Genomic DNA, 21,650 nt, shown 5'->3' with positions numbered 1-21,650 from the left:
ATAGTGTTTCATGCAACAGATTCAACGCTTAACGATACAGGTGGCATACTGTTGCCAAGCACTGTTAAGCAGGCAATAAGCAGCCTCCATCTAGATCATTCAGCCGATTACCTTTAGAAATATTTTTAATCGCTGAAAGTATTTGAAGATTGTTTTCAACATGAAAACCAACCACATTTTTCCCATTAATTGGGATAATGTGATCAACATGCCAGTCAAGCCCCGTCCTTCTAAATAGAGCACATAACTCATAAATACCGGCGATATAATCCAAGTTTGCCCAATTTGGCGTGGCTCGTTTAATTTCGGCTCGCTGCCTTGCAGATCGCTCAGCATCTTGCGCCCGATGTTCCTTTTGATATAGTCTGCTGTACTGCCTTCGCATTTCACGGTTCTTTTCCGCATGCCGTCGCTGAGCAGCTTTAGTGCTTTCTGGGTTTTTCTTTACCCACTCAGAAATTCGCACCGCTGATTTTTGTGCGACATCCGGTATTTTTCGATAATTCATTCCGATACTTTTTCTGCACGCTTTACATTCAAGTCGCAGCCCACTGGGTGCAGCTTTATTTTTGTGAAAACCTGACTCCGGCTTTTCCTCTAAGCACTTAGAGCACACAACAGTCATGGATTGCACTCACTAACTATTTCCGACGCATCTGGAATTTTTTTGGCAGGCGGTGCTGGCATCCACATGCCCCACCAAATCATCATCATTGCGGCTATGTGCATGTGAACACCCAATTAAAAAGCCCGTGGTGCAATTCAATGCACGTCACGGGCGAAACGCTGATTTATCAGCGTCGGAGACTCTTTACTCGAATAGGGGCGACAGCGGATCAGATCATGACCTTGGCTGTCGCTTGTCTCTGGGTTTCATCCAGCCCAGACGGGACTCTCTTAAATTCTTGCGTATTACAGCGTTACGCGCCGTTTAGCTTATACGGCTGATGTGTTATCGCTTAGTTGGCGACTTCGTTGTTAAAGAACGATTTAGCGTGTGATTTGCTGTGTTGATGTGGCGTAGATAAACTCACCTCCCCTCAACAATGAATTTGGCTGCGGAGGCAGGAATCGAACCTGCGCATTGCGATTATTAATCACACGCTCTCGCCTACCGAGTAACTAACGTACAGCCAAAACTGGATGACCAAATGCAAAAAGCCGCATCTCAGCAAAGAGTGCGGCTAATATATTTGGCCTAACATATAGTTGTTAGTGACAAAATTTTGAGCGAACGAAGTAATCAGATGATAGCGGCTTAAAGGTAACGCCGGTGCCCCGCTTTCGCTCAAATTATGCATGCCCAATCAGTTAAGGTATCGACATGCAGTGACATGAATATATACTGTGTTTACAGACAGTGCAAGAAATATTTTTACTAGTCTGGGGTTGCTGTTTGTAATTTTAAAGTTTCTTTGATAAATACGGCTGTTTTAACATCCCCATCCAAGAACCATGAGCAATTTACTTTACCATTAGGATAAAGTTCACTAACAGTCATAAGTGAGCTACCAGATTTAAGTTTTACAGTATCACCAGGTTTTAAAGCATCTGCCATTTTATTCTCCGATTATAAAATTACCAACGATTAACCAATTGCGATAATACAACAGATTTTAAAAATCAAAAGCATCTGCCAATCGTTTAATCGCCAAACCACCTGATATACGCTCCATATCATCAAGTGCCTCAACCATATCAATAATAAATTGAAGCAGGTTAGCCTCGCCACTTACCGATTTCCGTCCGCTACCGCCACACGGTTTGCAATCATGTTCGTACTCGCCAGATTTATTAATTTTTGAATCGAATCCACGTCCCGTGCATACTTGGCAAACTGGATTCAACCAATAATCAAGCGCAGCCTTGGCAATATACGATGCTCTGACATGCACAGGCCATTTCCGATGAATCGCCTTATTTCGCACAATGCAAATCCACTCTTCTAGCAGTCGCGGGTAACTGGTCGCATCATTCGCATACTTTACCCGGAAAAGTTCAGAGCCGAGCCGTTTGGATAGCGCCATGGCCGCTAATTTATCAGTATCGTGGTGATATGCATCATCCTTTAAATTGCTGCTTTGAACTGATTTTGCGTACATTTGGCCTATTGACATGCTGTCTCCTGTTTAACTCGATAAAGTTCACATCTATTTCCAAACACACGACGCTTAAATTCGCATCCGTGATACATGACGCCATTCCATTCAACGCTTACTTTATGGACGCACGCGCCACATGCACGCTGCTTGCTTAGTTCGGCCTGTTGGCGGCGAATAGCGACTGTTTCAGGATCTCCATACATCCACGATTCCATCGCCATCAGAAATCCTCCTGGCGCCAGCCGCCACCATTTTTCTTTGGAATGGCGTAGACAGCAATAAATCTGAATGGGTATAAATCCGAGGCAACTTTGATTTTTACTTTTGCGTCATCTTGCCAAAAGCCCTTAATCTCATGAATTTGAAGCTCATTGTTTTTTGTGAGGACTGCAAAATCAGGACTGTAAAAAGTTGCGTCGGCAAGTCGAAATTTCACGCCTTCAAACTTGTACCAAAGCACGTCGCCAGCATGCTTTAGTAATTCGAGGTGCGCAGCATAGGCCGCTTCCGTTTTATTCATTACGCCCTGTTTTAATCGTCCAAGAGCATAATTCTTCATGATTCTCGCCCCATAGCGATAAAACTATGACCGGACGGATACAGCTCTTTGCAGCGTTCACCCATATTTTTAGGTTGCACGTAAGGCTTAAACGCATGCGCGCGATGCGTCGGGAAAATTAAATTTTCAACAGTCGCCTTGGAAATAAAAAAATATTTGCAATGTCCGGAAATAGATTCAACTAAATTTTCCGAATGCATTTTTTGAAGCATTGCGCGCATTTCAGATGGATCTACTTTGAATATTCTTGCTAGGACCGCGCCGGTGTATTTCGTGCCAGCGTTCTCTTGAATGAATGCAAGCACTGTTTCATGGTCAAAAATTCGTTTTGGTTTAATCACTTCACACCCTTCAAAGTTGTAATTGCCTGGTCACGCGCCGATTTAATTCTTACTTCCCGCTCTTCCCTGATTAACTTTCGCCTTGCAACTACCTTGGGTTTTAACTCCTCCCACTCTGATTTCGGCATCGCTTTAGTGGCGATTTTAAGGTGGGCTAAAGGCATAATCGCCAATTCCTTGATGTCGCAGCATTCTTTGCCGCGCTGAATGCGACCATCAAGTGGATTGAAGCAAGGGCAAGTCATGTGCGAGCCTCCCTAACAGCTTTCGCTACTCGATCGCGAAAATATGGGAAATGCTCACCGCTTTCCTGGGTTAAGCCAAATTCCTTGGCTTTAGCTTGGATGCCCGCGGCAGATTCGTGCCACTTCTGCACTTCGGGCATTGGCGCCGATTTAGCAGCTTTTGGTTTAAGTGCTTCGCAAAGAATCGTGTTCAGGTAGTTCATTTCGATCTGCTCCGGGTGCGGCTTGTACTGACGCGCTTTTTGAATCGCCTCATTGGCTTGTAGCATGGTCACACCGCGATCTACCCAAATCTGCAACGTAGGATGCACGGCAGTGACCTTCACACCCTGCTTGCGCAGTGCAACGGCGAATTTGGTAGCCTCCGATGTATCTGGTGCCGGTTCTTCTGGTTTTGGCATTGGCGCTTTTCCATGAAATTCGTCGTCAAATTTTTGATTTTCTGGCAAGTCGTTAGATGACGACGAATCTTTATTAGATTTAAAGGACGTTCCGGTTCCGGTTCCAGTTCCGGTAGCGTCTTCTCCGGGGTCACTCCCACGTCCGTCCGCGTCGCGTCTAGCGTCCTGTCCAGCGTCAGTCCCTTGGTTGTCCCGTGGGACAATTCCGCTCATCTTTGCCCGGTACGCGGCTTTCCTGTCCTTTTCTTTATTCTTTACATCAATCATGGATAGCACGCGCTGGGTAACTACCGGGTGGTAAAGCCTGCCGTCATTTGCCGAAACCCACCCGCGCAATAAAACAGAGCGACATTTCTTGAAAGCGGTAAGTTTCATTCCGATTCGAGCGGCGATAATTTCGTCATCACCAGTTAGGGAGCCACAAGGCGTTTGCTGCCATGACACTGACCAAAGCATTAAAAGCCACGGACGAATTTCCAGTGAAGCGAGAGCCCAAGTATCAGATTGGCTAATCTGCTCAAGATCAAGCTCAAACCGCCAGCCTTTGGCTTTGGTATCTGGCGGGTATGGAGCGGGATTATTGTTTTGCATTTCACTCATGGCATTAAGCCTTTTAATTTCAATATTTTTTGACTAATAGCCCGTGCAACATTAAATCCTGCGCGTACATAGCCACGGTCAACATCGTGATTAACGTAACCGCCGTCATAAAATGCATGGCATGCTGAGCATCCATAAGCGCCCTCTTCGTCACGAGCTTTCAATCCAGCACCTTTGCCGTCTTCAATCTCATTTGAATGGCACCAGACGGTTGTCTCAGGGTTGTAATTGCAGATAGCGGGAAAACGGAAGGTGCAATCTTGCATGCGCGCTGATTGGCGTATCTTTGTGGTTTTAGGGCGGCTGGATTTCATGCGGGATCGTTTCATGAATTGCCCTTCATGAAGCAAATCCAATGAGTGCCAGAATTTTTGCCAGATTTATGTCCAAACAATGGAATTTCCGGCGTAAGCGCTAGAATTTCACTGACTTTTATCTGTGTTTCATTCCACTTAAAAATCAATATTCCATCATTAGCTAGGACGCGGAAGCACTCTGAAAAACCTAGGCGTAGATGATCTTTCCAGTCAGCTTGCAAAATCCCGTATTTTTTTCCTATCCAACCAGATTCACCGGCTCTTACAAGATGAGGCGGATCAAAAACAACCAATTTAAAGCTGTTATTGTCGAAATCCATATTGCGAAAATCAATTTCAACGTCGGGCGCAATATTCAGCTCTCTTCCGTCGCATAAAATATGCTTTTCGTTGCGAATATCACCAAATAAAACATTCGGATTGGATTTATCAAACCAGAACATGCGACTGCCGCAGCACGGATCGAGAATTAATTTTTGATTCATGCTGCCACCGCCATTTGAATGCGTGCGCCAATCCAAGCCATCACAGGAACAGCCATTGAGTTACCCAATGATTTATAACGCGGACCATCAGCAGACATGAGTAACCACCCACCATCTGCTTTTTCCCATCTATCTGGAGTGCGAAGTTTAGTTATGCGCCGAGTTTTGTAAAAACGCTCTGGAATACGTGTGTAATTATCTGGAAATCCCTGCAAGCGTTCACATTCAATAGGAGTTAATCGGCGCACCTGCATTGATCGCTCAGCAACCAATCCATTTTCATCGCGGAAGCCTGAGTGAGCGTCGCCATTACTGGTTAGTGTTGGAGTGGTATCAGCCGAGAACGCTATAACTGGCGTTCTATTTGATCCGCTATCTGCTGCTGACAAAGTTGGACTGACATTCTCATCAAAACCTATTCCGCCAGCCTTAGCGCCTTGCCCACCCTTAAATGCACCGATTAAATTGGGGGCACAAACAGCATGTTGATCGGTTTTAGTTAAGCAAGGCGCGATGTTATGCATTGGCTCGGTTGCATTTCCACCATTTTCAGGCGCTCGCCCTATCCAATTACCAGGAATTCCATAAGTGATTAAATCGGTTGCATCTTTATAATCACGGCTTTTCATGGTGGATGCAGTTCCATCATCAACATACTCACCAAACGCAACCATTCGGTTTGTTGTGACTGGCAATAAATGTCCGCATGCAGCATCTTGGGCGCCAATACTCAATCCTGTTCGAGCTCCAATCGTACCTACGACTGGCTGGAAATGCCCGCACGCTGCGCCTTCCGGCCTTCCACCTGCGCCACCACTGTAAGCGCCTGATGTAATTGTGCCGGCAACTTCTTGCCCCGTTTCTCGGCTCGGCGCAATATCCCTGCGCACGCCATCGAACTCAAAAAGAATTTCTGTGCAATCAATGTCTTTTCGAGCGCTTGCGATAACGAACACACGGCGGCGACGTTGGGCCACTCCGAAATATTGGGCGTCGAGGATGCGCCAAGCGACTGTTCTTTGTGGTCCAAACACACAACCAGACTTTGACCATTTACCCCCCCTAGGAACTTCGAACGTCTCATCCTCTCCGGCAAGCGCTGCAAGAAAGCATCCGAATGCGTTATCTTTGGTGCTGAGGACGCCTGGGACGTTTTCCCAGACGATAATTGATTCTTGCTCACCGCGAAGAAGTCGAGTTGTGTCGATTGCATTTGCTAAATCCACGAAAGAGAGGGTTAATTGACCGCGCATATCATCAAGAGAGTTGCGCAAACCTGCGATTGAAAATGCCTGGCATGGAGTGCCGCCAACCAAAACATCTGGCGCCTCGACAAAGCCATCGCGCACTAAATGGGCGATTTGCGTCATATCACCAAGATTTTCAACGACTGGATAGTGATGTTTTAAAACAGAACATGGGAATGATTCGATTTCAGCTAGCCATGCCGCCGACCATCCTAGTGGGTGCCAAGCTACGCTTGCAGCCTCAATGCCAGAACATACAGATCCGTATCTCATGCGGCATCCTCATAAACAACAACACCGCGCTGCGCGGCAACCGCGTGAAGAAACTCAATCCATTCACTAAACACTTTTTTGCCGAACTTGCTGGTGCGCTGACCAAGCATGACAACGCCACCGTCTAGGCCCATTGCAAGTCGCGTAGTTTCCTGCTTGAATGCGGCAGTGAGCACATCTTTCCACTCTTCATCGGTCATCTTTGTCATTTGACCGTTAATGGGCCAATCAAGCTGCTTGCTAAACGCCGCGAGAATCGGCCACTGTGCGGCGTTCTGGTCTAATGTGCGTGAAGGTTCGGTATCGGTAGTTAAGCCGGAGCCGAGAGGTAAGGTGGAAACGTGCTGAATGGCGCTTTGGCGTATCTGTTCATTTAAAATAACGAATGGGCGCTTCATGCGGCGAACCCAATCAATGAAAATTGAACTGACACCGGCAGGCCGACCAGCCCCTGTGATTTTCGTGTTTTCGGGTCTTTTCGCTCACCACGATTTGCAAGACGGTTTTTGGTAATTAACGAATTGACGCGACCGCATACACCAGAGAGCTCCATGTCGCCCAAGGCGTCACGGATTTGCTTTCTAGTTAGTGCGATGCTGGTGTTGTTGAAAAGCGCGATAATGCGCTTTTCGGCAGGCTGCAAATACTCTGGGATGGATAGAGAGTGGAAAGATTCGGATTTGGTTTCAGAATGTAGGCTTTTCATGATCTATATTCCACCCATCCCATGCGAGAGACTTCCACAGCCCCCCCCCGTTTGCGTTTGACGATTTTAGTAATCGTGCCGCGCATCATGATTTTCATTTCGCAATCAAATTTGCACACCTTAGCGGCAGCGATATAGTCACGGCAAAATTGTGGTGCGCTGAGAGGCGCCGAAACCGGCTTGAATGCTTTTAATATGTAAATTGGCAGCTCTTCGTTAAGTAGAATGGAATATTCCTCTTCTGTTAATTCGCGCTTCATTGTTTTTTCTGTGCGTTTGACTAATCCGGAAATCGCCTTTTTAGCGCGAGCTACGGCTAAATTTTTCTGATCCTCGTTCATTCCAAAAACAATAAAGGCGCTCATGGCATCGCCTCGCTACAAGCTGCATCAACGCAAGCGCAGTATGTTTTGATCCAACCAGCCAGAAAGTTATCCAGCACTTGCATACCTTCTGCAGGAACATTGGGGCATTTATAAATGTGGTGACCTTGCGCATCGCGGATGCGCTCGGTAATCAGGCCGAGAAAGTCTGATGCATCAGCTAATGGAATGTTTTCGTTTAGCGTAGTCATGCAAATTCCTTCGCATAATCACTGTTGTTTATTGACGATTGACCGATGCTTATTATTTGATGCATAATTAAGTCCTCTTTGGTTCAACTGCGATTGACCAACACGGCCCCGAACGTTAGTGCGTTGCGGGGTTTTTCTTTATCTGCTTTCGTTTTTCAAAGAAGTCACAGCTACGCCGTGACCCGTTACCAGAGATCAGTGACCCGAATTATTGGATGGTGCAGCGGAAGCCGACGTTGCCGTACTCGCAGGCAGGACCGCCGTAGTAGAGAAGGAAGACGCCGGCATAGTCGCCCGAATCCCAGCAGCCGCCCCGAACGAGCGCACTGCCGGACCAATCATTGCCAGCATTCGGATACCAGCCGCAACCTTTATTCATAGAAGGCGCTGGCGCGGTCGTGATCGATGGTGAATCAGCGGCAAACTCTTTATTCACAATGCCGTTTTCGTCGCCTTGCACATCATCAAAAATCCATGAGTAGCAATTGCCAGCGAAATCGAATACGCGCTCACCGTTTGAAAGTTCATGCCAGCGGCGCTCAGTTTCATCTTCCGATACAAAAGTGCCAGGCTGCGCTTCGTCATAATCACCGTTACGGATGCCTTGGAAGATCGAGCCTTCACCGACTACACCACTAGTCCAGTTAATGGCCTGCTGAGCGATGTTGTGCGCAATCGCTAAATATTGCGTTTCGGTGATCAGCTTCAAGCCGGATTTTTCAGCCTCGGCTTTTGCATCGTGGAAGTTGATTTCTACCCATGGTGCTGCAACTGCATTGATCGCAAGTTGTTCATCTTCACAGCCAGTGATGTATTTGCCGACCTTAAACTCAGGAACGACTACACCGTTCGGCAGTGTGGTTTCCGGTACCGTTACATATTCATCGTGGTTAAGCGCTTTAGCTTTGGCGCGAAGATTAGTAGCCAGAATAGGAAATTCAGAGGCACAAGACTTGGCATAGGCTTTCAACGCCGGAAGCGCATGCTTATCTGTAGTTAAATTCAAGACAAAATATTCATCATGCTCATGCTTACCGCCAGGCTCGCTGCTGCCATCGGTGCGCGCAACGGTGAATTTCTTGTACAGGCCGACTTGAGCCTGATTGAGTTCGGTTTTTTCGATTACTGCATTCATGATTAATCCCTTACGGTTCAGTTGGTTTAACTACATCGCCCGATAGTTAGTGCTATGTGGGCTTTGCTACAAATTTAATTCAGGAAAGTCAGTGACCGGCGCGCCAGGCGGATTTAAATCGTCATCCACGCTTTTGCGATACTGGTCAGCCATTCCTTCGGCGTGACTAGTGAAAAACAAGGTGAAAATTAAAATAAGTAAAGCGATACCAGCCCATCCACTACAAAAATCAGCGATTAAAAAAAGTGCCAATAAAAGCGCAGCTAGGTTGAACGCCTTTAAAATTCGAAGTGATTTTTTCATTTTTTCTTGACCCTTAATTTTCAACAGCTAACGGAGTTTTTCTAAAACACATTCTGCGTGTCGCCACTCTCTGCGCTTTACATTCCAATCTTCAAGCAGTCCCTCGGTATTTTTTTTCTCTCTCTTATCTGCGATTACTTTGCTATCAACCTCATAAAACCTTGTTGATGCACGTGAAGCCAATTCCTCTGCTTGCTTTAATTCAGTCATCAAGGCTCCTCACCCTTTTTATTGTCATTAATCCGATTGATTCATTGGCGCATAACAGCCCTACTTCGAGCGCGGCCCGGAAAGTGCTGGCACTTTACTGGTGCTTTGCGCCTATCTTTCTGAATCACGATTGGGCTAACATTCATATCAAGCTGAGAACCGAAACGCTTAGCTAAATACTGAAAACCACCGCTATTAGATAAGCCCAAAGTTTTAAATTTTTGGCTGATAGCGACATAGTCATCAGGTGTTAAGTTGACTTGAACTGCAATGTTTCTGCTTTGCTTGTTTTTCATAGTGGTGCTCCTATAATTAATTTCAGGCTTTCGGTTAAAACTGGTGATGCGATGGAAGTTAAACGTTATTAGGGGTCTAAAATTTCTTGCAAACCATGTTCAGACAATAGTTTTCTAAGTCCGTCTACAACCTTGCTGGAAGGACGAACTTGACCATGTACGCCATTGGCTAGATCACTAATGTTTGGCGCACTGCAGCCAACAAACTTTGCAATTTGAGATTGCGTAAGTCCAGCCGACTTAATTAATGAAATGGTTTTCTGAATATTCATAAAACGAATATTAAGAATACTTAACATTAAAGTCAATAGGTATTCTTAAATAATTTTATGTAACAATCTGCCCATGTCAATAGGTACACGAATTAAAGAGTTAAGAACTCTTAAAAAAATATCTCAAGCAGCACTTGGAAAGCGGGTGGGCATTAGCGCGCCTGCAATTTCTGATTTGGAATCAGGTAAGTCGGTAAGCTCAACAAAGCTACCCATGATTGCGTCAGTGCTAGGCGTAAATGCGTTATGGCTGGAAACAGGCAGGGGAAAACCAAATCTTGAGCACGTTGAGCCTATCGAGGTTCGCACCAAGTTTCACCCTGACATTGAAGCGGTTATTCAGCTCATGGAATCAACGGATGGTAGGGGCCGAAACAAGATACTAAATGCAGCTCAAGACGCTCTAGAACTGCACCAGGCACACAATATTGCAATAAAGCGCAGTAATGAGCAGTTGACGGCATCGAAAGATAAAACGGATCAATTAAATAGAGAGGCTGAATTGCTAGCTAAATTTAGACAATCAACAGATGCTGGTAAGTCACTAATTTTGACGATTTCCGATGAAGCTCCAAAGGAAACAGAAGTTCCCATGGCGCCGTCTAAAAAATTAAACGCAGCCTAACCACACCCAATTAAGCAGTCATGAGCTCACCAAAACATAGGCGAGCTAATTTCCAGCTTTAGGCGATCAATCGCCACCCAAGAAATTAAACGTCGCTCGGCTAATTAACTCCGCACAACAATCATAGTCGATCTATAGCAATGCTATTGCATGTTTTATATAGCATTGCTGCTATGAAAATATGGAATCAACTTGAAGAAGCAGAGCGACTAAATAAGCGTTTTTATGGTATTAATCGTGCGGCTTTTGCGCGAGAACATAAGATTAAGGGTGGGCAAGCACTTATTTACCAACACATAAATGGATTGCGCCCTATCGGCTTAGAGGCCGCAATTGCTTACACAAAAGCATTTCAGGTACGACTAGAGGAAATTAGCCCCAGGCTGGCGTTAGTGGCTATGAGCGCACTGCAAGCCGACAGACACTTAATTCGCACCCATGATGAATGCGCAGAAGTAAGGAATGCTTCTGAATCAAGCGAGAAGCTGCACTTATTATGGATTAGTGATCAAGAAACCGAATTAATCACAAATTTCAGAAAAGCAACAAATAGTGGTAAATTATCGATAATGTCATTATCAAAAGACATGCTAGAAAAAAATAACGAAACAATATCTCGATCTTAGGCGGATTAATAAAAGTTTTAACTCATACAGGAGCTATACATGACCGATGAAATAAAACCTTTAACCACTGAAGTTGCACACCTTACGCCGCCTGAGATGCGATTAATTAAGCTTTTCCGAGAGGCTACCGCTGGCGGGAAAAGCCTTATTACTACAATGGCCGAAGAAGCCCCTAAAGAATCAACTGCCGCCAACGACGAGTCGTAATCTGCGCGGTGGGGTCACCACTTCCGCCGCGCGATCAGAAGACTCACCCACCTCTGTCGATGAATATATTTTCAATTGAGATGCGGCAGTCCGAAAAATCGAGCCCGCAATATCTTTTGGCAAAATCCTAAGCGCAATAATCAAATCCCTCTCCTCAGTATTAATTTCCATAATCCCTTGAATATTTTATCTGAATGCATCCGTGCGTTCGGGTTGCGCATGTCCAACAATTGCGCATAAGTAAATTCAGCAAAAATAATACTGCAACTAATTGCGGAATGCACTACCTGTGATTCCGGCTTTCCCGTCCTTTTTGGCGGATAATCCGGAATACTTAATATTGGATTATTGTAAAAAATCTTGCTCCATAGGAGGATTGAAATAAAGTAAAAATACCGACTTCGCAAAAAATATTTATGTACGACCTCGAAATAATTCTAGCAATAGCGAAATCTGACAGTTTTAAGACTGCGATGCTGAAATTATGCTTATCAAAATCTACATTTTCAGATCGTTTAAAAAAAATAGAAAATTCACTTGGCGTGAAAATTGTTACAAGATCGGGGCCATTTGGACTAACAAAGGCTGGGGAAATAGCCTTGAAGCATGCAAACCAGATGCTTGCTTCTGATGAGAATATGCGCAAAGAACTAGCCAGCCTGACGGATAGTCCAGCACTAAGAATTGTGTCATCCCCTGCTCTTCTGATCGCAGATGCAGTGCCAGCGATTGGGAGCCTGCTAAAAGAAAATGAAAATATGCGGGTGGCAACGGAACCAATGCGCCACACTGAAGTTTTTGGCGAGGTATTGAGTGGTGCAGCAGATATTGGGCTGATACCAACCAAGCCGCTGGTGGCGGGACTGGTTTTAATTGAATACAAAACTGAGCCGCTCGTAGTAGTAGCTAACCATAAGCACCCAATCAATCGGCGCGGACTTAAGCAAATTTCATTTATAGAGGCACTGGAATATGATTTTGTGACTGATATTACCCAGGGCGAAATTAACGGATTGATGCATGAGGCGGCACTGGCAAACGGAAAATCCGTCAACATTCGCGCAAGCACCGGCACTGCCGAAATGCAAAGTGAGCTTGTAAAGCACTCCATTGGAATTGCTGTGATGCCGATGTCAACGGCGAGACGCTATTTTCAAGCACGATATATACGACTGACAGATGCATGGACAAATCTCAGCTTTTCGATATGTTTGCGTGAGAGTGATTTTGAGAATGAAAATCACCAAAATTTTATAAAAATTATCAAAAAGAAATATGGTGAGGCAAAAAGTTATCCACAGGCTGACCTACTACAAAAACACACGTAAAGGACAACGAAATAACGAATTGTCTTGAAATAACAAGGATTAGGTTGTTATTTCTTGTACGAAATTCGCATTTTTGCTAACATATACGCATATTTCTTGGTCGATTCATCGCGAACGCCACTAAAGGAAATTTGCCTCTATGATTCAAAATTGCAAATGTCAGCTGCTGTCGCTTGTTATATTTGATCATCAAATAATAAAAGATTTACTTGAATAGTAAAATCTAAAAAATCGGGAGTTTGTATATGAAAAATAACACCATACATAAATTAAAAATTATTGCAGCTGGCGCATTAATCGGGTCGGTTTTGACCGGCACTTTTCTTGGTTGGGTTGCTTTGCCATTCGATTTGCACGTTATCGGCGCTGCCATCGGCGGTGTTGTAGGGGCAGTTCAATCACATTTGGCCTGATCGCAAGTGACAGGGTTCGCTATCCATTGGGATGGAAATTGGATTGATATATGCTCAGTCATTTCCGGACTTTTATATACGCTAGTTCAGCAATACCGACTCAGGAGTTCTCCAGCAAAAATATTTTTATGCAGAGAAACCGGAATTGATTTTGCCAACGGAGCCGCGCTATTTCCTTTGTTGATTTTGGCCTTCAGTGTTTTTTCAAGTGATCTTGTAAAAAGCCTCGTTGAGGCCAGCAGAATGAGTTTGTCAGTAGCAGGTGTATTTTCCGTCCTGGCAATACTCGAAGATCAAGATTAAGATTTTACCTATTAAACCAAACCCGCTACGGCGGGTTTTTTATTGCGTATACGGCGATTGTAATCATTTTTCAATATTTTATTTAACAGGTGAATGCACGTGGGAGTTTGGAAATTAAATTCAGGCGGAATCCCGCCAATTATTTCAAAGCTGGAAGTTGATTCTCTAGAGCGGGCTGAGTTTGAAATGAAAGTAAAAACAGCCACTGAGCTTGTAAAGGAAATAAATCTTTTACTTAGCATAGCAACTCATTCAAGCGATTTCCAGACGGTGTCAACTCGACTGGACGCGGCTAATGAAAAAACAATTGAACTACAAAAAATTGCGGCCGAAGAACCTCGCATTACATTGACTAATTTTGGTGCCGCTGAAAAATTAGCGGAAAAAGCTAGAGATATGCTTGTTAAATTGCAGTATGACAGAAAGAATGATGCTGCTTTATGGTGTTATCACGCGAGATTTTATCTAAAAACACCACGAGAACACTTGCTAAATCATGGGCTAATGATGCGCTGCTCAGAGAGCGATCTACCTATTATTGGCGACCTAGTGGGCGGCGCATGGCATCACGCTCTCCCAACTTTTAAAGAAATGGGGGTTGACATACTGGAATTTTCACGAGGTAGCGTAGCTTCTGATATGGGCTCTATTCCTGCAGATGGTGGTTTTTATATGGACTTCTTGCTTGAATTTAGAGCGATAGTCGAAAGCGGCATTGAAATTCCTGAAATGGTTATTATGGTCGATGCGCTTTGTGCTTCAAGGCCAGATTTTGGGTATGTGAAAGAGCGTCATGATAATGCATTAACTATACTCAAAAGAGCGCATGTTGATGTGTCTAATTTTATCAAAAAATCCCCTCCAAAAAAGCAGGAGAGGTTTTAAGAATCTGGGGTAGCACCCAGACTGCGGACTGCTAATCCGCTAAAGGTGATAACGCGACACCAAGATGGATTTCAAGGTATCGCGCTTGAGCTGCGACGATTGGAGTACGGATGTCTCCAATCAAGTACAGCTGAAACAAGGTGCACCTTACAACAGCAAGCGCCAAGCAACGGCGCTCTATAAATGCCGACCTTAATCAGTTGGCAGCGCTGCCAGCGTAAATAAGGCTTATTGCCATGTTGAAACTGTCATTTAAAGCAGTAAAGGTGAGCCTAAAAATAGATGTAGCGCATTGCATCACAGCCTTGGCTGTTTTGCTCTCAACACTTCATTCCATTGGTTGGTTGTGACCTAGAAACACAGGGCGGTTCGCGCCGCTCTGCTCTTCTAAATAAATCATAATCCAATTCAGTAAAGTTTACAACCAGCCAGCATATGCTGGTTTTTTTACGCCATTCCACTCCTACCGGCGCTACATATCTGCCGATTATGCAGATTCATAGCAATAAATCTGCACTCACAACATCAAAAAATCAGCGCATTACGCAAAATAACTGCACTTAAACTTCAAATTTGTTGCGGCGCAACATCGATTTATTGGAAATATTAAGAATTCTTATTGACTTGAATATTAAGAAATCTTAATATCACTCTATCGAACAAGCAAACAGAGGCAAGCAAATGAAAAAATTCACCGAGCAAGACGTCATTGAATTATTCAACGGTGACCAGGCGGATATTTTTAAAAAGGTTGCTGACCGGTTGAATAAAGGCTCACACACAAATTTGTTCATGTTGCTATCGGAAGAAATTGAAGCGATGAAATCACCAAGCGCCGAAGAAATGGCAGTTGAAGCGAGTCGCATTAATTATGACCGCGCTTTCTTTGGCAAGAATTTACAAGCTGCGTAATAGCCAGTAAGGAAATCTGGAGATATTGGGAGCCCAGAAAAAACACCCAAAGGTTAGTAGCTACCAAAAGCTGCCGTTGAGTCAGAAGCGTAAATCACGGATACAAATCAACCACTGGAGAGCTAAATGCAAGTCGAATTAATCCAAGAAGCAACGTTCACGCTGCGCGCTGGCACTAAAGCGGTTCACGGCCTCTTTCATGTTTCCGAATGGGAAGGCATGAACAAGTATCAGAACAGCGCTGGTCACATCCTGATTTTGAATAACGGCAAAGTAATCAAAGGCTCACCTGAATTGCTTGCTTCGCTTGCGGATGTTCCCGCCGGATTTGTTCAAGTTCCAGAAACTAATCTGCCATGTGGCTTGATTGTTCCTGCCTTTAAAGTTGCTCAGCACATCAGCACCAAGTCAACCAATGGCACCGTGTCATTTGATCCGACTTTGAAGCCTTGGACAAATATCAGCTTTTACGACGCGCAGAAGGCTTGTGAAGCCGCCGGTTACAACATGATCACTGAAACTCAGTGGCTTGCTATCGGGCACAACTTATCGCAACAGGATTGCAACTGGACCGGCGGCAAGGTCGGTGAAGGTGATTTGTATCAAGGAATTCGCAAAGGCGGCGGCGCTAAGCCTGGTGATTATGTTCCGACAGATGCAACAGAACGCCGTTGGATGACGCTTTCCAATGGTGCGCAAGTTTGCGACTTCAACGGCAATGTATTCCAGTGGGTATTCGATAACGTCCAGGGTAATGAGAAAGGCGTGGCTGCTAAGGCATTCGAAGCACACTCCCCATCCTTGACTACTGCTGGCTATCCGTCACAAACCAAGGGCGTTGGTTATCGACCTAATGCTGGCTGCGATTGGTCCGGCTATGCGCTCGTTCGGGGCGGCTACTGGCGTTCGGGCGACTATGCCGGCGTCTTCCGTCTCGGCTACGGCGGTCCTGTCTACGGGGTCGACGGCGTCGGCTTCCGCTGCACCATTAAATAATTCGGGTCACTGATCTCTGGTAACGGGTCACGGCGTAGCTGTGACAAGCAAAGTTTCAAAGCGAGCTGAACGCTATACAGCCGACTGAGGTGTTCGACAAATCCTCCCAGTTTCCGCGCTGGCTTCTAAGGCGGAACCAACACATAAAGCCCTTAAAAAACAGCATTAGCACCTGTTAATTTTTTTAAACCTGCTTGTTAGTTAACTTAGTAAACCCTGCTTTATGGGAATTAAGGGCTTTATGTGTTGGTGTACACGGAAGGCTGTTTATTGGTCGCTCGAAACAACCCGGCTTTGGAACCGGCACCAACCCGAATTTAACTGGAGAGCAGCATGAAAATGTTTAGAAAACTCATTGCAGATTACCTGTTGTTGATTGTGCTTCTCGTGATTGTTGCCGGTACTTTGAATTTTATTGATGACGGATACCAAGACGAGGTTTTGGATCAGCAAGTTTTGGATGAATCCATTTCTCAAGCTAAAGCTGACCACGCGCAGCGCCAGCACGAATTAAAAGCTTTACAGATTCAAGCGTCAAACATGACGGGTGTGAAATGAAGCAAGTCCGGTTAGTTGTCGGCATGTACGGCAAGTATCGCGAATCAGGCTGGAACGTTTTTAAATCAATTAAAAAATCATTACGGAGCGTATGAAATGAATGAAATTACCGAAGTTGTAAATCAAGAGTCGGATTTAAACATTGTTCCATCTAGTAGCGGCGCATTGATTTTAGACGCCGCCAGCATGGATTCAATGTATCGCATGGCTGAAATTATGGCTAAAGGTAAATCGACTATCCCAGATCATTTAAAGGGAAATGTTGGTGATTGCATGGCTATCGTTATGCAGTCCATTCAATGGAAGATGAACCCGTTCGCAGTAGCTCAAAAGACGCACACTGTTAATGGCATTCTTGGCTATGAAGGCCAGCTTGTAAATGCGGTCATTCAGTCCAGCGGCGTAACTGAGAGTCGTTTTGCATACGAATGGTTTGGCGACTGGGCAAAAATTATCGGCAAGACCAAGGTAATAGATATGCCTGCCAAGGATGGGAAAAAAGCATATCAATTTCGCGTCCCAAATTCTACGCTGGAAGATGAGCTCGGCCTTGGAATACGAGTTTCAGCAATTCTCAAGGGCGAGATTGAGCCGCGAGTTCTTGAATTATTGCTTGTTCAGGCTAGTGTCAGAAATTCCCCATTGTGGGCGTCAGACCCTAAACAGCAACTTGCCTACTTGGCTGTAAAGCGCTGGGCAAGATTGTTTTCGCCAGATGTAATTCTCGGCGTTTATACGCCTGATGAATTTGATACGTCTCCACAAAAGCCACAATCTAGAAATATGGGAACGGCAGATGTTGTTGAGCCTAACGTTGATATGCCAACTCTACTGGCATCTGCCCAGGCTACAAAAACAGATGATGAGGCGCTCAATTTCTGGAAGGCAAACAACCAATTGCTGATAAAGCACCCGACTCACCACGCAGAATTCAAAAAGGTAATTGCGGAGCATCGCACTGACTTAGCCGCAAAAGAAGCCAAGCGCACCATTGATAACACGGCAACTCAAGGCTCTGCATCGTTCGTGGATGCAATGAATAACGCAGAATCCAAGGAGGCAGCATGAAATTCTTAGAATGCATTCAGGGCAGCGAAGAATGGCTGCAAGCCCGGTCTGGCCTGATCACGGCCAGCCTGTTTTCTGAAATCTGCATTGAGGTCGGCGGGTTGGATGAAAAGCAGAAAGTCTATGTTGACGCCCTTCTTTCGGGAGTGGGGCAAAAAGAAGCCATGATCAAAGCTGGTTATGCAGCGCCACCTAAATCAAAGACGGTCGCCAGAGCACTGGAAGGTGAAATTACTACTGATTATTCAGATGGTGCCAAGCGCTACGCCTCTGATTTAGCGATTGAGCGCATCAGCGGACACATGTACGGCATACCGCCGAAAGCATGGGTATTGAATCGCGGCCACGAAATGGAGGTGCATGCGCGCCGATTATACGAAGGCCGTACTGGCGCCTTTGTAACCGAGGCCGGTATTTGCGTTGATGAAAACCGCTTTGGTTATAGCACTGATGGCTTAGTCGATAACGACGGCTTGATTGAAATCAAATCACCAATCGACAGTATCAAAATCGAGCAAATGCTAATCACTGGCGATGTATCTGAATATATCCATCAAATGCAAGGTGGAATGTGGCTGACTAATCGTAAGTGGTGCGATTTCATTATGTACGTTCCTGATCTTGAATCCGTTGAAATTGAATTGTACGTCAAGCGCATTTTGCGTGATGACGCTTTCATTGACGAAATGGTTGTAAAGCTAGGTCGCTTTTCAAATCTTGTTGCGCAAAAAGAAGCGTTTTTCCGCTCCGTAAAAAATACAGAAGCATTTAACTATTTGAAGGAAGCAGCATGAACACTCAAATTACTTTACCAGAGCGCGCCAAAGTTGCACTCAAATCAGCAGAGCATGAACTGGCCTTAATCGAGTTGGCCGCAAAGTCAGCAGATATTAAAGAGGTTCTTAATGCTGACGGCCGTGCCCAGGCTCATAGCGCCGGCATGGCATTACGAAATACTCGCACGTCAATTGCGGCGACCGGTAAGGCAGCACGCGAAGATGCAACCAAATTCAGCAAAGCCATTATTGAGGAGGAAAACCGGCTGATCGCATTAATCGAACCGGAAGAAAAACGGGTGCTTGGTCTGCGTGATGTATGGGACACCAAGATCGAAGCCGAAAAACAAGCCAAGATCGAAGCGAACCGTAAGCGTATCAGCGCCATTCAGGAGCGTATCGCAGCTGTGAAGGTTCTGCCGACGGTTCTGGCTGGCACCGTATCTTCAAAAATTTCCGAATCTATTATTTCGCTGACATTGAAAACCGACTTTGAATTTTTTGAGGAATTCGAACCTGAATACAAATTGGTTCGCAGCGATGTGATCAATAAATTAACTGCAATGGAAACCAACCAGCGCGAAATTGAGGTTGAAGAAGACTCACGTCGACAGGAAGAGGCCCGGCAAAAGCTGGCTCAGGAACAAGAATCCGCCCGCATTAAAGCTGAACAGGAGCGCATTGCAGAGCAGCAAGCCAAGGAGCGCGCAGAACTTGATCGTCAGCGCGCCGAGCAAGCAGCAATTCAGGCTGGAATCAATGCCAAACTTGAATTAGAGCACGCCGCGCTTGCCAAGCTACAGCAAGAAGCCCGTGCGGAAGCCGATAAGCTAGCTGCAGATAAGGCCGAATTCGAAGCTAAAGAACAAGCTGAAATTAATGCCACAGCATTAAAGCAAGCCGAAATGGTCGCAGCACAAGCCTTGGTCGAAGCGACTGCGCAGGCAGAAGCTGCCGCAACACAAGCAGCATGCGTAAGACTGACCGCCATTCCAGCATCATGCACTGAAAAACCAGATCAACCGAGTGACGCAGAATTGCTTGATGCAATCGCAAAACGCTTCCATGTTCCAGCCAAGACAGCACTAATCTGGCTTTCACGCATGGATTATTCAAGTCTATCAATCGCAGCGTAATCAATCAAACAGCCAAGGAAAATAACCATGTGGTTCAAAAATTTGCAGGTCTATCGCGTCGCTAAAAGTTTCAAAGCCCAGATTCCAGTACTGAATGCACAGCTCAGCACGCATCAATTCCAGCCTTGTGGCGCCAGTGAATCTGCAAGTCAAGGCTGGAGCGCACCACGCGAACACGGCGATTTAGTCCACCTGGTTAATCAGCAGGTTTTGCTGTGCTTTACGACGGAAAAGAAGGTTTTACCCTCTTCTGTTATCAACGCCGCAGTTAAAGCGCGTGCTCAGGAAGTCGAAGAGCAGCAGGGTTTCAAGCCGGGCCGCAAGCTCTTAAAGGAACTCAAAGAGCAAGTCACCGAGGAGCTATTGCCCCGTGCCTTTGCGTCGCGTACCAATACAAGCGTTTGGATTGATCCGGTAAACGGCTGGCTCGTAATCGATGCATCAAGCCCTGGTCGTTCTGATGAGGTTCTTAAATTGATGCTGAAATGCATTGATCAATTCCCTATCGAATCGTTGCGTGTGAATTTGTCGCCATTGGGTGCTATGACGGATTGGCTGTCAGGTAATGAAGCGCCAGACGGCTTCACGATTGATCAAGATGCTGAATTACGCTCAAGCGGACAATCTAAAGCGACCGTCAAATATACGCGACATAACCTTGATCCGGTCGAAATTGCCAACCACATCGCCGGCGGCAAACAATGTACAAAATTGGCGTTGACCTGGAACGACAAAGTTTCATTTGTGCTGACTGAAAACTTGGCAATTAAGCGCGTTAGAGCTCTCGATGTGCTTACCGAAAAATCTAATGCTCAGCATGAAGATGAACGTTTGGACGGTGATTTTGTGCTGATGTGCGGCGAGCTCAACGGCTTGCTGAATGATTTGGTTTTAGCTTTAGGTGGCGAAGCAGTAAATCAGTAATTTTCTTTTCAACCTTTTAACGTAGTTAATTTGGAGATAAACATGGATGCAGCATTAGAGCAAGAAGCAGAAGTAGTCAACGAATATGTAACGGTACCGGAAACCACTCTGCCAAACGGCACCGTTGTTCCAGCGTTCAAAGTCGGCAAATACATCACCGGTCGCGAAAATGATGCGCTGGCGATCACCGCGACTGCGGCACCATGGGTGGAAATCAACTTTGCCGACGCACAATCCGAAGCCGAAAAAGCCGGTTTGAAGCTGATCACTGAAACCCAATATTTAGCGATTGCGCACAACATCGCCCAGCAGGCAATTAACTGGACAAGTGGCATCGTTGGCGAAGGAAGCATTTTCCAAGGCATTCGCGATTACAGCGTTGACGAAGCGCAGCCTGGCACATACGAGTCAGAAGACGCAGACGAACGCCGCTGGCATGAACTGTCCACCGGTGAGCGCGTATTCGATTTCGCTGGCAACTGCTACACATGGATTTTTGACGATGTGCAAGGCGATGAAAACGGCATTGTGGCTAAAGCGTTTGCCGCTGATTCGCCATCGATCACGACGGCGCCAGCGCCATCCTACACAAAAGGCATGGGCTGGTATCCAAGCGCTGGCTGCGATCTGTCCAGCTATGCGCTCGTTCGGGGCGGCTGCTGGAGTTCGGGCGACTATGCCGGCGTCTTCCTTCTCAACCGCGACAGTCCTGACTACGGGAACGACGACGTCGGCTTCCGCTGCACCTTTAAATAGTTCGGGTCACTGATCTCTGGTAACGGGTCACGGCGTAGCTGTGACCTCTCTAAATAACGAATAAAGCAAAT

The 21,650-nt window shown here is 45.7% G+C and carries 33 protein-coding genes and 1 pseudogene; 14 read left to right on the top strand and 20 right to left on the bottom strand.

The annotated features are described in order from the left end of the window. Positions 1–64: 64 nt before the first annotated feature. The 20 genes and pseudogenes from S2091_RS13525 to S2091_RS13425 all read right to left on the bottom strand — a co-directional run bounded on the left by S2091_RS13525 (position 65) and on the right by S2091_RS13425 (position 10,102). Positions 65–508, bottom strand: coding sequence for an HNH endonuclease (locus S2091_RS13525; protein WP_133166914.1), 444 nt, complete (start codon positions 506–508; stop codon positions 65–67). Between the two features lie 870 nt (positions 509–1,378). Continuing rightward, positions 1,379–1,558 carry a YodC family protein gene (locus S2091_RS13515; RefSeq protein ID WP_105532471.1) on the bottom strand — a complete coding sequence of 60 codons (180 nt, stop codon included), beginning with the start codon at positions 1,556–1,558 and terminating at the stop codon, positions 1,379–1,381. Positions 1,559–1,616: 58 nt separating this feature from the next. Beyond that, a complete protein-coding gene (locus S2091_RS13510) occupies positions 1,617–2,117 on the bottom strand; it encodes a hypothetical protein (RefSeq protein WP_105532470.1) in 501 nt (166 codons plus the stop codon). Between the two features lie 205 nt (positions 2,118–2,322). Next, positions 2,323–2,661: a DUF1064 domain-containing protein gene (locus S2091_RS13500; protein ID WP_105532468.1), complete on the bottom strand. Its 339-nt coding sequence runs from the start codon at positions 2,659–2,661 to the stop codon at positions 2,323–2,325. Continuing rightward, positions 2,658–3,002, bottom strand: coding sequence for a hypothetical protein (locus S2091_RS13495; RefSeq protein WP_105532467.1), 345 nt, complete (start codon positions 3,000–3,002; stop codon positions 2,658–2,660). The genes S2091_RS13500 and S2091_RS13495 overlap by 4 nt, the downstream gene beginning before the upstream one ends. After that, positions 2,999–3,247, bottom strand: coding sequence for a hypothetical protein (locus S2091_RS13490; protein WP_105532466.1), 249 nt, complete (start codon positions 3,245–3,247; stop codon positions 2,999–3,001). Before S2091_RS13490 ends, S2091_RS13495 begins: the two co-directional genes overlap by 4 nt. Beyond that, positions 3,244–4,248 (bottom strand): hypothetical protein, encoded by a 1,005-nt coding sequence (locus tag S2091_RS13485; RefSeq protein WP_105532465.1) that lies wholly within the window; start codon positions 4,246–4,248, stop codon positions 3,244–3,246. Before S2091_RS13485 ends, S2091_RS13490 begins: the two co-directional genes overlap by 4 nt. Next, positions 4,245–4,577, bottom strand: coding sequence for a nuclease domain-containing protein (locus tag S2091_RS13480; protein WP_207769704.1), 333 nt, complete (start codon positions 4,575–4,577; stop codon positions 4,245–4,247). The genes S2091_RS13485 and S2091_RS13480 overlap by 4 nt, the downstream gene beginning before the upstream one ends. Further along, complete coding sequence (locus tag S2091_RS13475; RefSeq protein ID WP_105532464.1) at positions 4,574–5,050, bottom strand: TRM11 family methyltransferase; 477 nt, start codon at positions 5,048–5,050, stop codon at positions 4,574–4,576. Before S2091_RS13475 ends, S2091_RS13480 begins: the two co-directional genes overlap by 4 nt. Beyond that, complete coding sequence (locus tag S2091_RS24805) at positions 5,047–5,304, bottom strand: DNA cytosine methyltransferase (RefSeq protein ID WP_423828240.1); 258 nt, start codon at positions 5,302–5,304, stop codon at positions 5,047–5,049. Before S2091_RS24805 ends, S2091_RS13475 begins: the two co-directional genes overlap by 4 nt. A 687-nt stretch (positions 5,305–5,991) precedes the next feature. Then, positions 5,992–6,570, bottom strand: a pseudogene (locus S2091_RS24800) (DNA cytosine methyltransferase); the annotation flags it as partial. Next, positions 6,567–6,968, bottom strand: a complete 402-nt coding sequence (locus S2091_RS13465) for a recombination protein NinB (protein WP_105532462.1) — start codon at positions 6,966–6,968, stop codon at positions 6,567–6,569. The gene S2091_RS13465 and the pseudogene S2091_RS24800, both read right to left, overlap by 4 nt. After that, the gene (locus tag S2091_RS13460; protein ID WP_105532461.1) at positions 6,965–7,276 is read right to left on the bottom strand and encodes a hypothetical protein; all 312 of its coding nucleotides are present in this window, start codon (positions 7,274–7,276) and stop codon (positions 6,965–6,967) included. The genes S2091_RS13465 and S2091_RS13460 overlap by 4 nt, the downstream gene beginning before the upstream one ends. Then, positions 7,273–7,641, bottom strand: a complete 369-nt coding sequence (locus S2091_RS13455; protein ID WP_105532460.1) for a hypothetical protein — start codon at positions 7,639–7,641, stop codon at positions 7,273–7,275. The genes S2091_RS13460 and S2091_RS13455 overlap by 4 nt, the downstream gene beginning before the upstream one ends. After that, on the bottom strand, positions 7,638–7,850 hold the full coding sequence (locus tag S2091_RS13450; protein ID WP_105532459.1) for a hypothetical protein: 213 nt from the start codon (positions 7,848–7,850) through the stop codon (positions 7,638–7,640). Before S2091_RS13450 ends, S2091_RS13455 begins: the two co-directional genes overlap by 4 nt. Before the next feature lie 208 nt (positions 7,851–8,058). Continuing rightward, positions 8,059–8,985, bottom strand: coding sequence for a hypothetical protein (locus tag S2091_RS13445; RefSeq protein ID WP_105532458.1), 927 nt, complete (start codon positions 8,983–8,985; stop codon positions 8,059–8,061). Between the two features lie 66 nt (positions 8,986–9,051). Beyond that, entirely contained in the window at positions 9,052–9,288 is a 237-nt protein-coding gene (locus S2091_RS13440; protein WP_133166913.1) for a hypothetical protein, read from the bottom strand. A 27-nt stretch (positions 9,289–9,315) separates the two neighbouring features. After that, on the bottom strand, positions 9,316–9,498 hold the full coding sequence (locus S2091_RS13435; protein ID WP_105532456.1) for a hypothetical protein: 183 nt from the start codon (positions 9,496–9,498) through the stop codon (positions 9,316–9,318). A 41-nt stretch (positions 9,499–9,539) separates the two neighbouring features. After that, the gene (locus tag S2091_RS13430) at positions 9,540–9,794 is read right to left on the bottom strand and encodes a hypothetical protein (protein WP_105532455.1); all 255 of its coding nucleotides are present in this window, start codon (positions 9,792–9,794) and stop codon (positions 9,540–9,542) included. Positions 9,795–9,862: 68 nt separating this feature from the next. Further along, entirely contained in the window at positions 9,863–10,102 is a 240-nt protein-coding gene (locus S2091_RS13425; protein ID WP_133166912.1) for a helix-turn-helix domain-containing protein, read from the bottom strand. A 37-nt stretch (positions 10,103–10,139) separates the two neighbouring features. On the opposite strand from S2091_RS13425, the gene S2091_RS13420 reads away from it, so the two are divergent. From S2091_RS13420 to S2091_RS13365, 14 genes are all read left to right on the top strand, one after another. Then, the gene (locus tag S2091_RS13420) at positions 10,140–10,691 is read left to right on the top strand and encodes a helix-turn-helix domain-containing protein (protein WP_105532453.1); all 552 of its coding nucleotides are present in this window, start codon (positions 10,140–10,142) and stop codon (positions 10,689–10,691) included. Positions 10,692–10,864: 173 nt separating this feature from the next. Then, on the top strand, positions 10,865–11,317 hold the full coding sequence (locus S2091_RS13415; protein WP_133166911.1) for a hypothetical protein: 453 nt from the start codon (positions 10,865–10,867) through the stop codon (positions 11,315–11,317). A 39-nt stretch (positions 11,318–11,356) separates the two neighbouring features. Further along, complete coding sequence (locus S2091_RS24045) at positions 11,357–11,524, top strand: hypothetical protein (RefSeq protein ID WP_165794985.1); 168 nt, start codon at positions 11,357–11,359, stop codon at positions 11,522–11,524. A 416-nt stretch (positions 11,525–11,940) separates the two neighbouring features. Next, positions 11,941–12,852, top strand: a complete 912-nt coding sequence (locus tag S2091_RS13410; RefSeq protein WP_105532451.1) for a LysR family transcriptional regulator — start codon at positions 11,941–11,943, stop codon at positions 12,850–12,852. A gap of 245 nt (positions 12,853–13,097) precedes the next feature. Continuing rightward, positions 13,098–13,265, top strand: coding sequence for a hypothetical protein (locus S2091_RS24040; protein WP_165794984.1), 168 nt, complete (start codon positions 13,098–13,100; stop codon positions 13,263–13,265). 402 nt (positions 13,266–13,667) lie between these two features. Further along, on the top strand, positions 13,668–14,453 hold the full coding sequence (locus tag S2091_RS13405) for a hypothetical protein (protein WP_105532450.1): 786 nt from the start codon (positions 13,668–13,670) through the stop codon (positions 14,451–14,453). A 681-nt stretch (positions 14,454–15,134) separates the two neighbouring features. Continuing rightward, positions 15,135–15,365, top strand: coding sequence for a hypothetical protein (locus tag S2091_RS13400; protein WP_105532449.1), 231 nt, complete (start codon positions 15,135–15,137; stop codon positions 15,363–15,365). A 219-nt stretch (positions 15,366–15,584) separates the two neighbouring features. Further along, positions 15,585–16,361 carry an SUMF1/EgtB/PvdO family nonheme iron enzyme gene (locus tag S2091_RS13395; protein WP_112886606.1) on the top strand — a complete coding sequence of 259 codons (777 nt, stop codon included), beginning with the start codon at positions 15,585–15,587 and terminating at the stop codon, positions 16,359–16,361. Positions 16,362–16,694: 333 nt separating this feature from the next. Next, positions 16,695–16,919, top strand: coding sequence for a hypothetical protein (locus S2091_RS13390; protein ID WP_105532448.1), 225 nt, complete (start codon positions 16,695–16,697; stop codon positions 16,917–16,919). A gap of 96 nt (positions 16,920–17,015) precedes the next feature. Beyond that, positions 17,016–17,987 carry a RecT family recombinase gene (locus S2091_RS13385; RefSeq protein ID WP_105532447.1) on the top strand — a complete coding sequence of 324 codons (972 nt, stop codon included), beginning with the start codon at positions 17,016–17,018 and terminating at the stop codon, positions 17,985–17,987. Beyond that, positions 17,984–18,781 (top strand): lambda exonuclease family protein, encoded by a 798-nt coding sequence (locus S2091_RS13380; RefSeq protein WP_105532446.1) that lies wholly within the window; start codon positions 17,984–17,986, stop codon positions 18,779–18,781. Before S2091_RS13385 ends, S2091_RS13380 begins: the two co-directional genes overlap by 4 nt. Further along, entirely contained in the window at positions 18,778–19,899 is a 1,122-nt protein-coding gene (locus S2091_RS13375) for a hypothetical protein (protein ID WP_105532445.1), read from the top strand. Before S2091_RS13380 ends, S2091_RS13375 begins: the two co-directional genes overlap by 4 nt. A 27-nt stretch (positions 19,900–19,926) precedes the next feature. After that, positions 19,927–20,823, top strand: a complete 897-nt coding sequence (locus tag S2091_RS13370; protein ID WP_105532444.1) for a recombination-associated protein RdgC — start codon at positions 19,927–19,929, stop codon at positions 20,821–20,823. A gap of 42 nt (positions 20,824–20,865) precedes the next feature. Beyond that, positions 20,866–21,579: an SUMF1/EgtB/PvdO family nonheme iron enzyme gene (locus S2091_RS13365; protein ID WP_105532443.1), complete on the top strand. Its 714-nt coding sequence runs from the start codon at positions 20,866–20,868 to the stop codon at positions 21,577–21,579. Positions 21,580–21,650 lie beyond the last annotated feature (71 nt).

Origin of the sequence: Solimicrobium silvestre, assembly GCF_002976435.1 — a bacterium.
GTDB classification, from domain to species: Bacteria; Pseudomonadota; Gammaproteobacteria; order Burkholderiales; family Burkholderiaceae_D; genus Solimicrobium; species Solimicrobium silvestre.
Note: the sequence above shows the minus strand (reverse complement) of the source record. Positions and strands in the feature narration are given on the sequence as shown.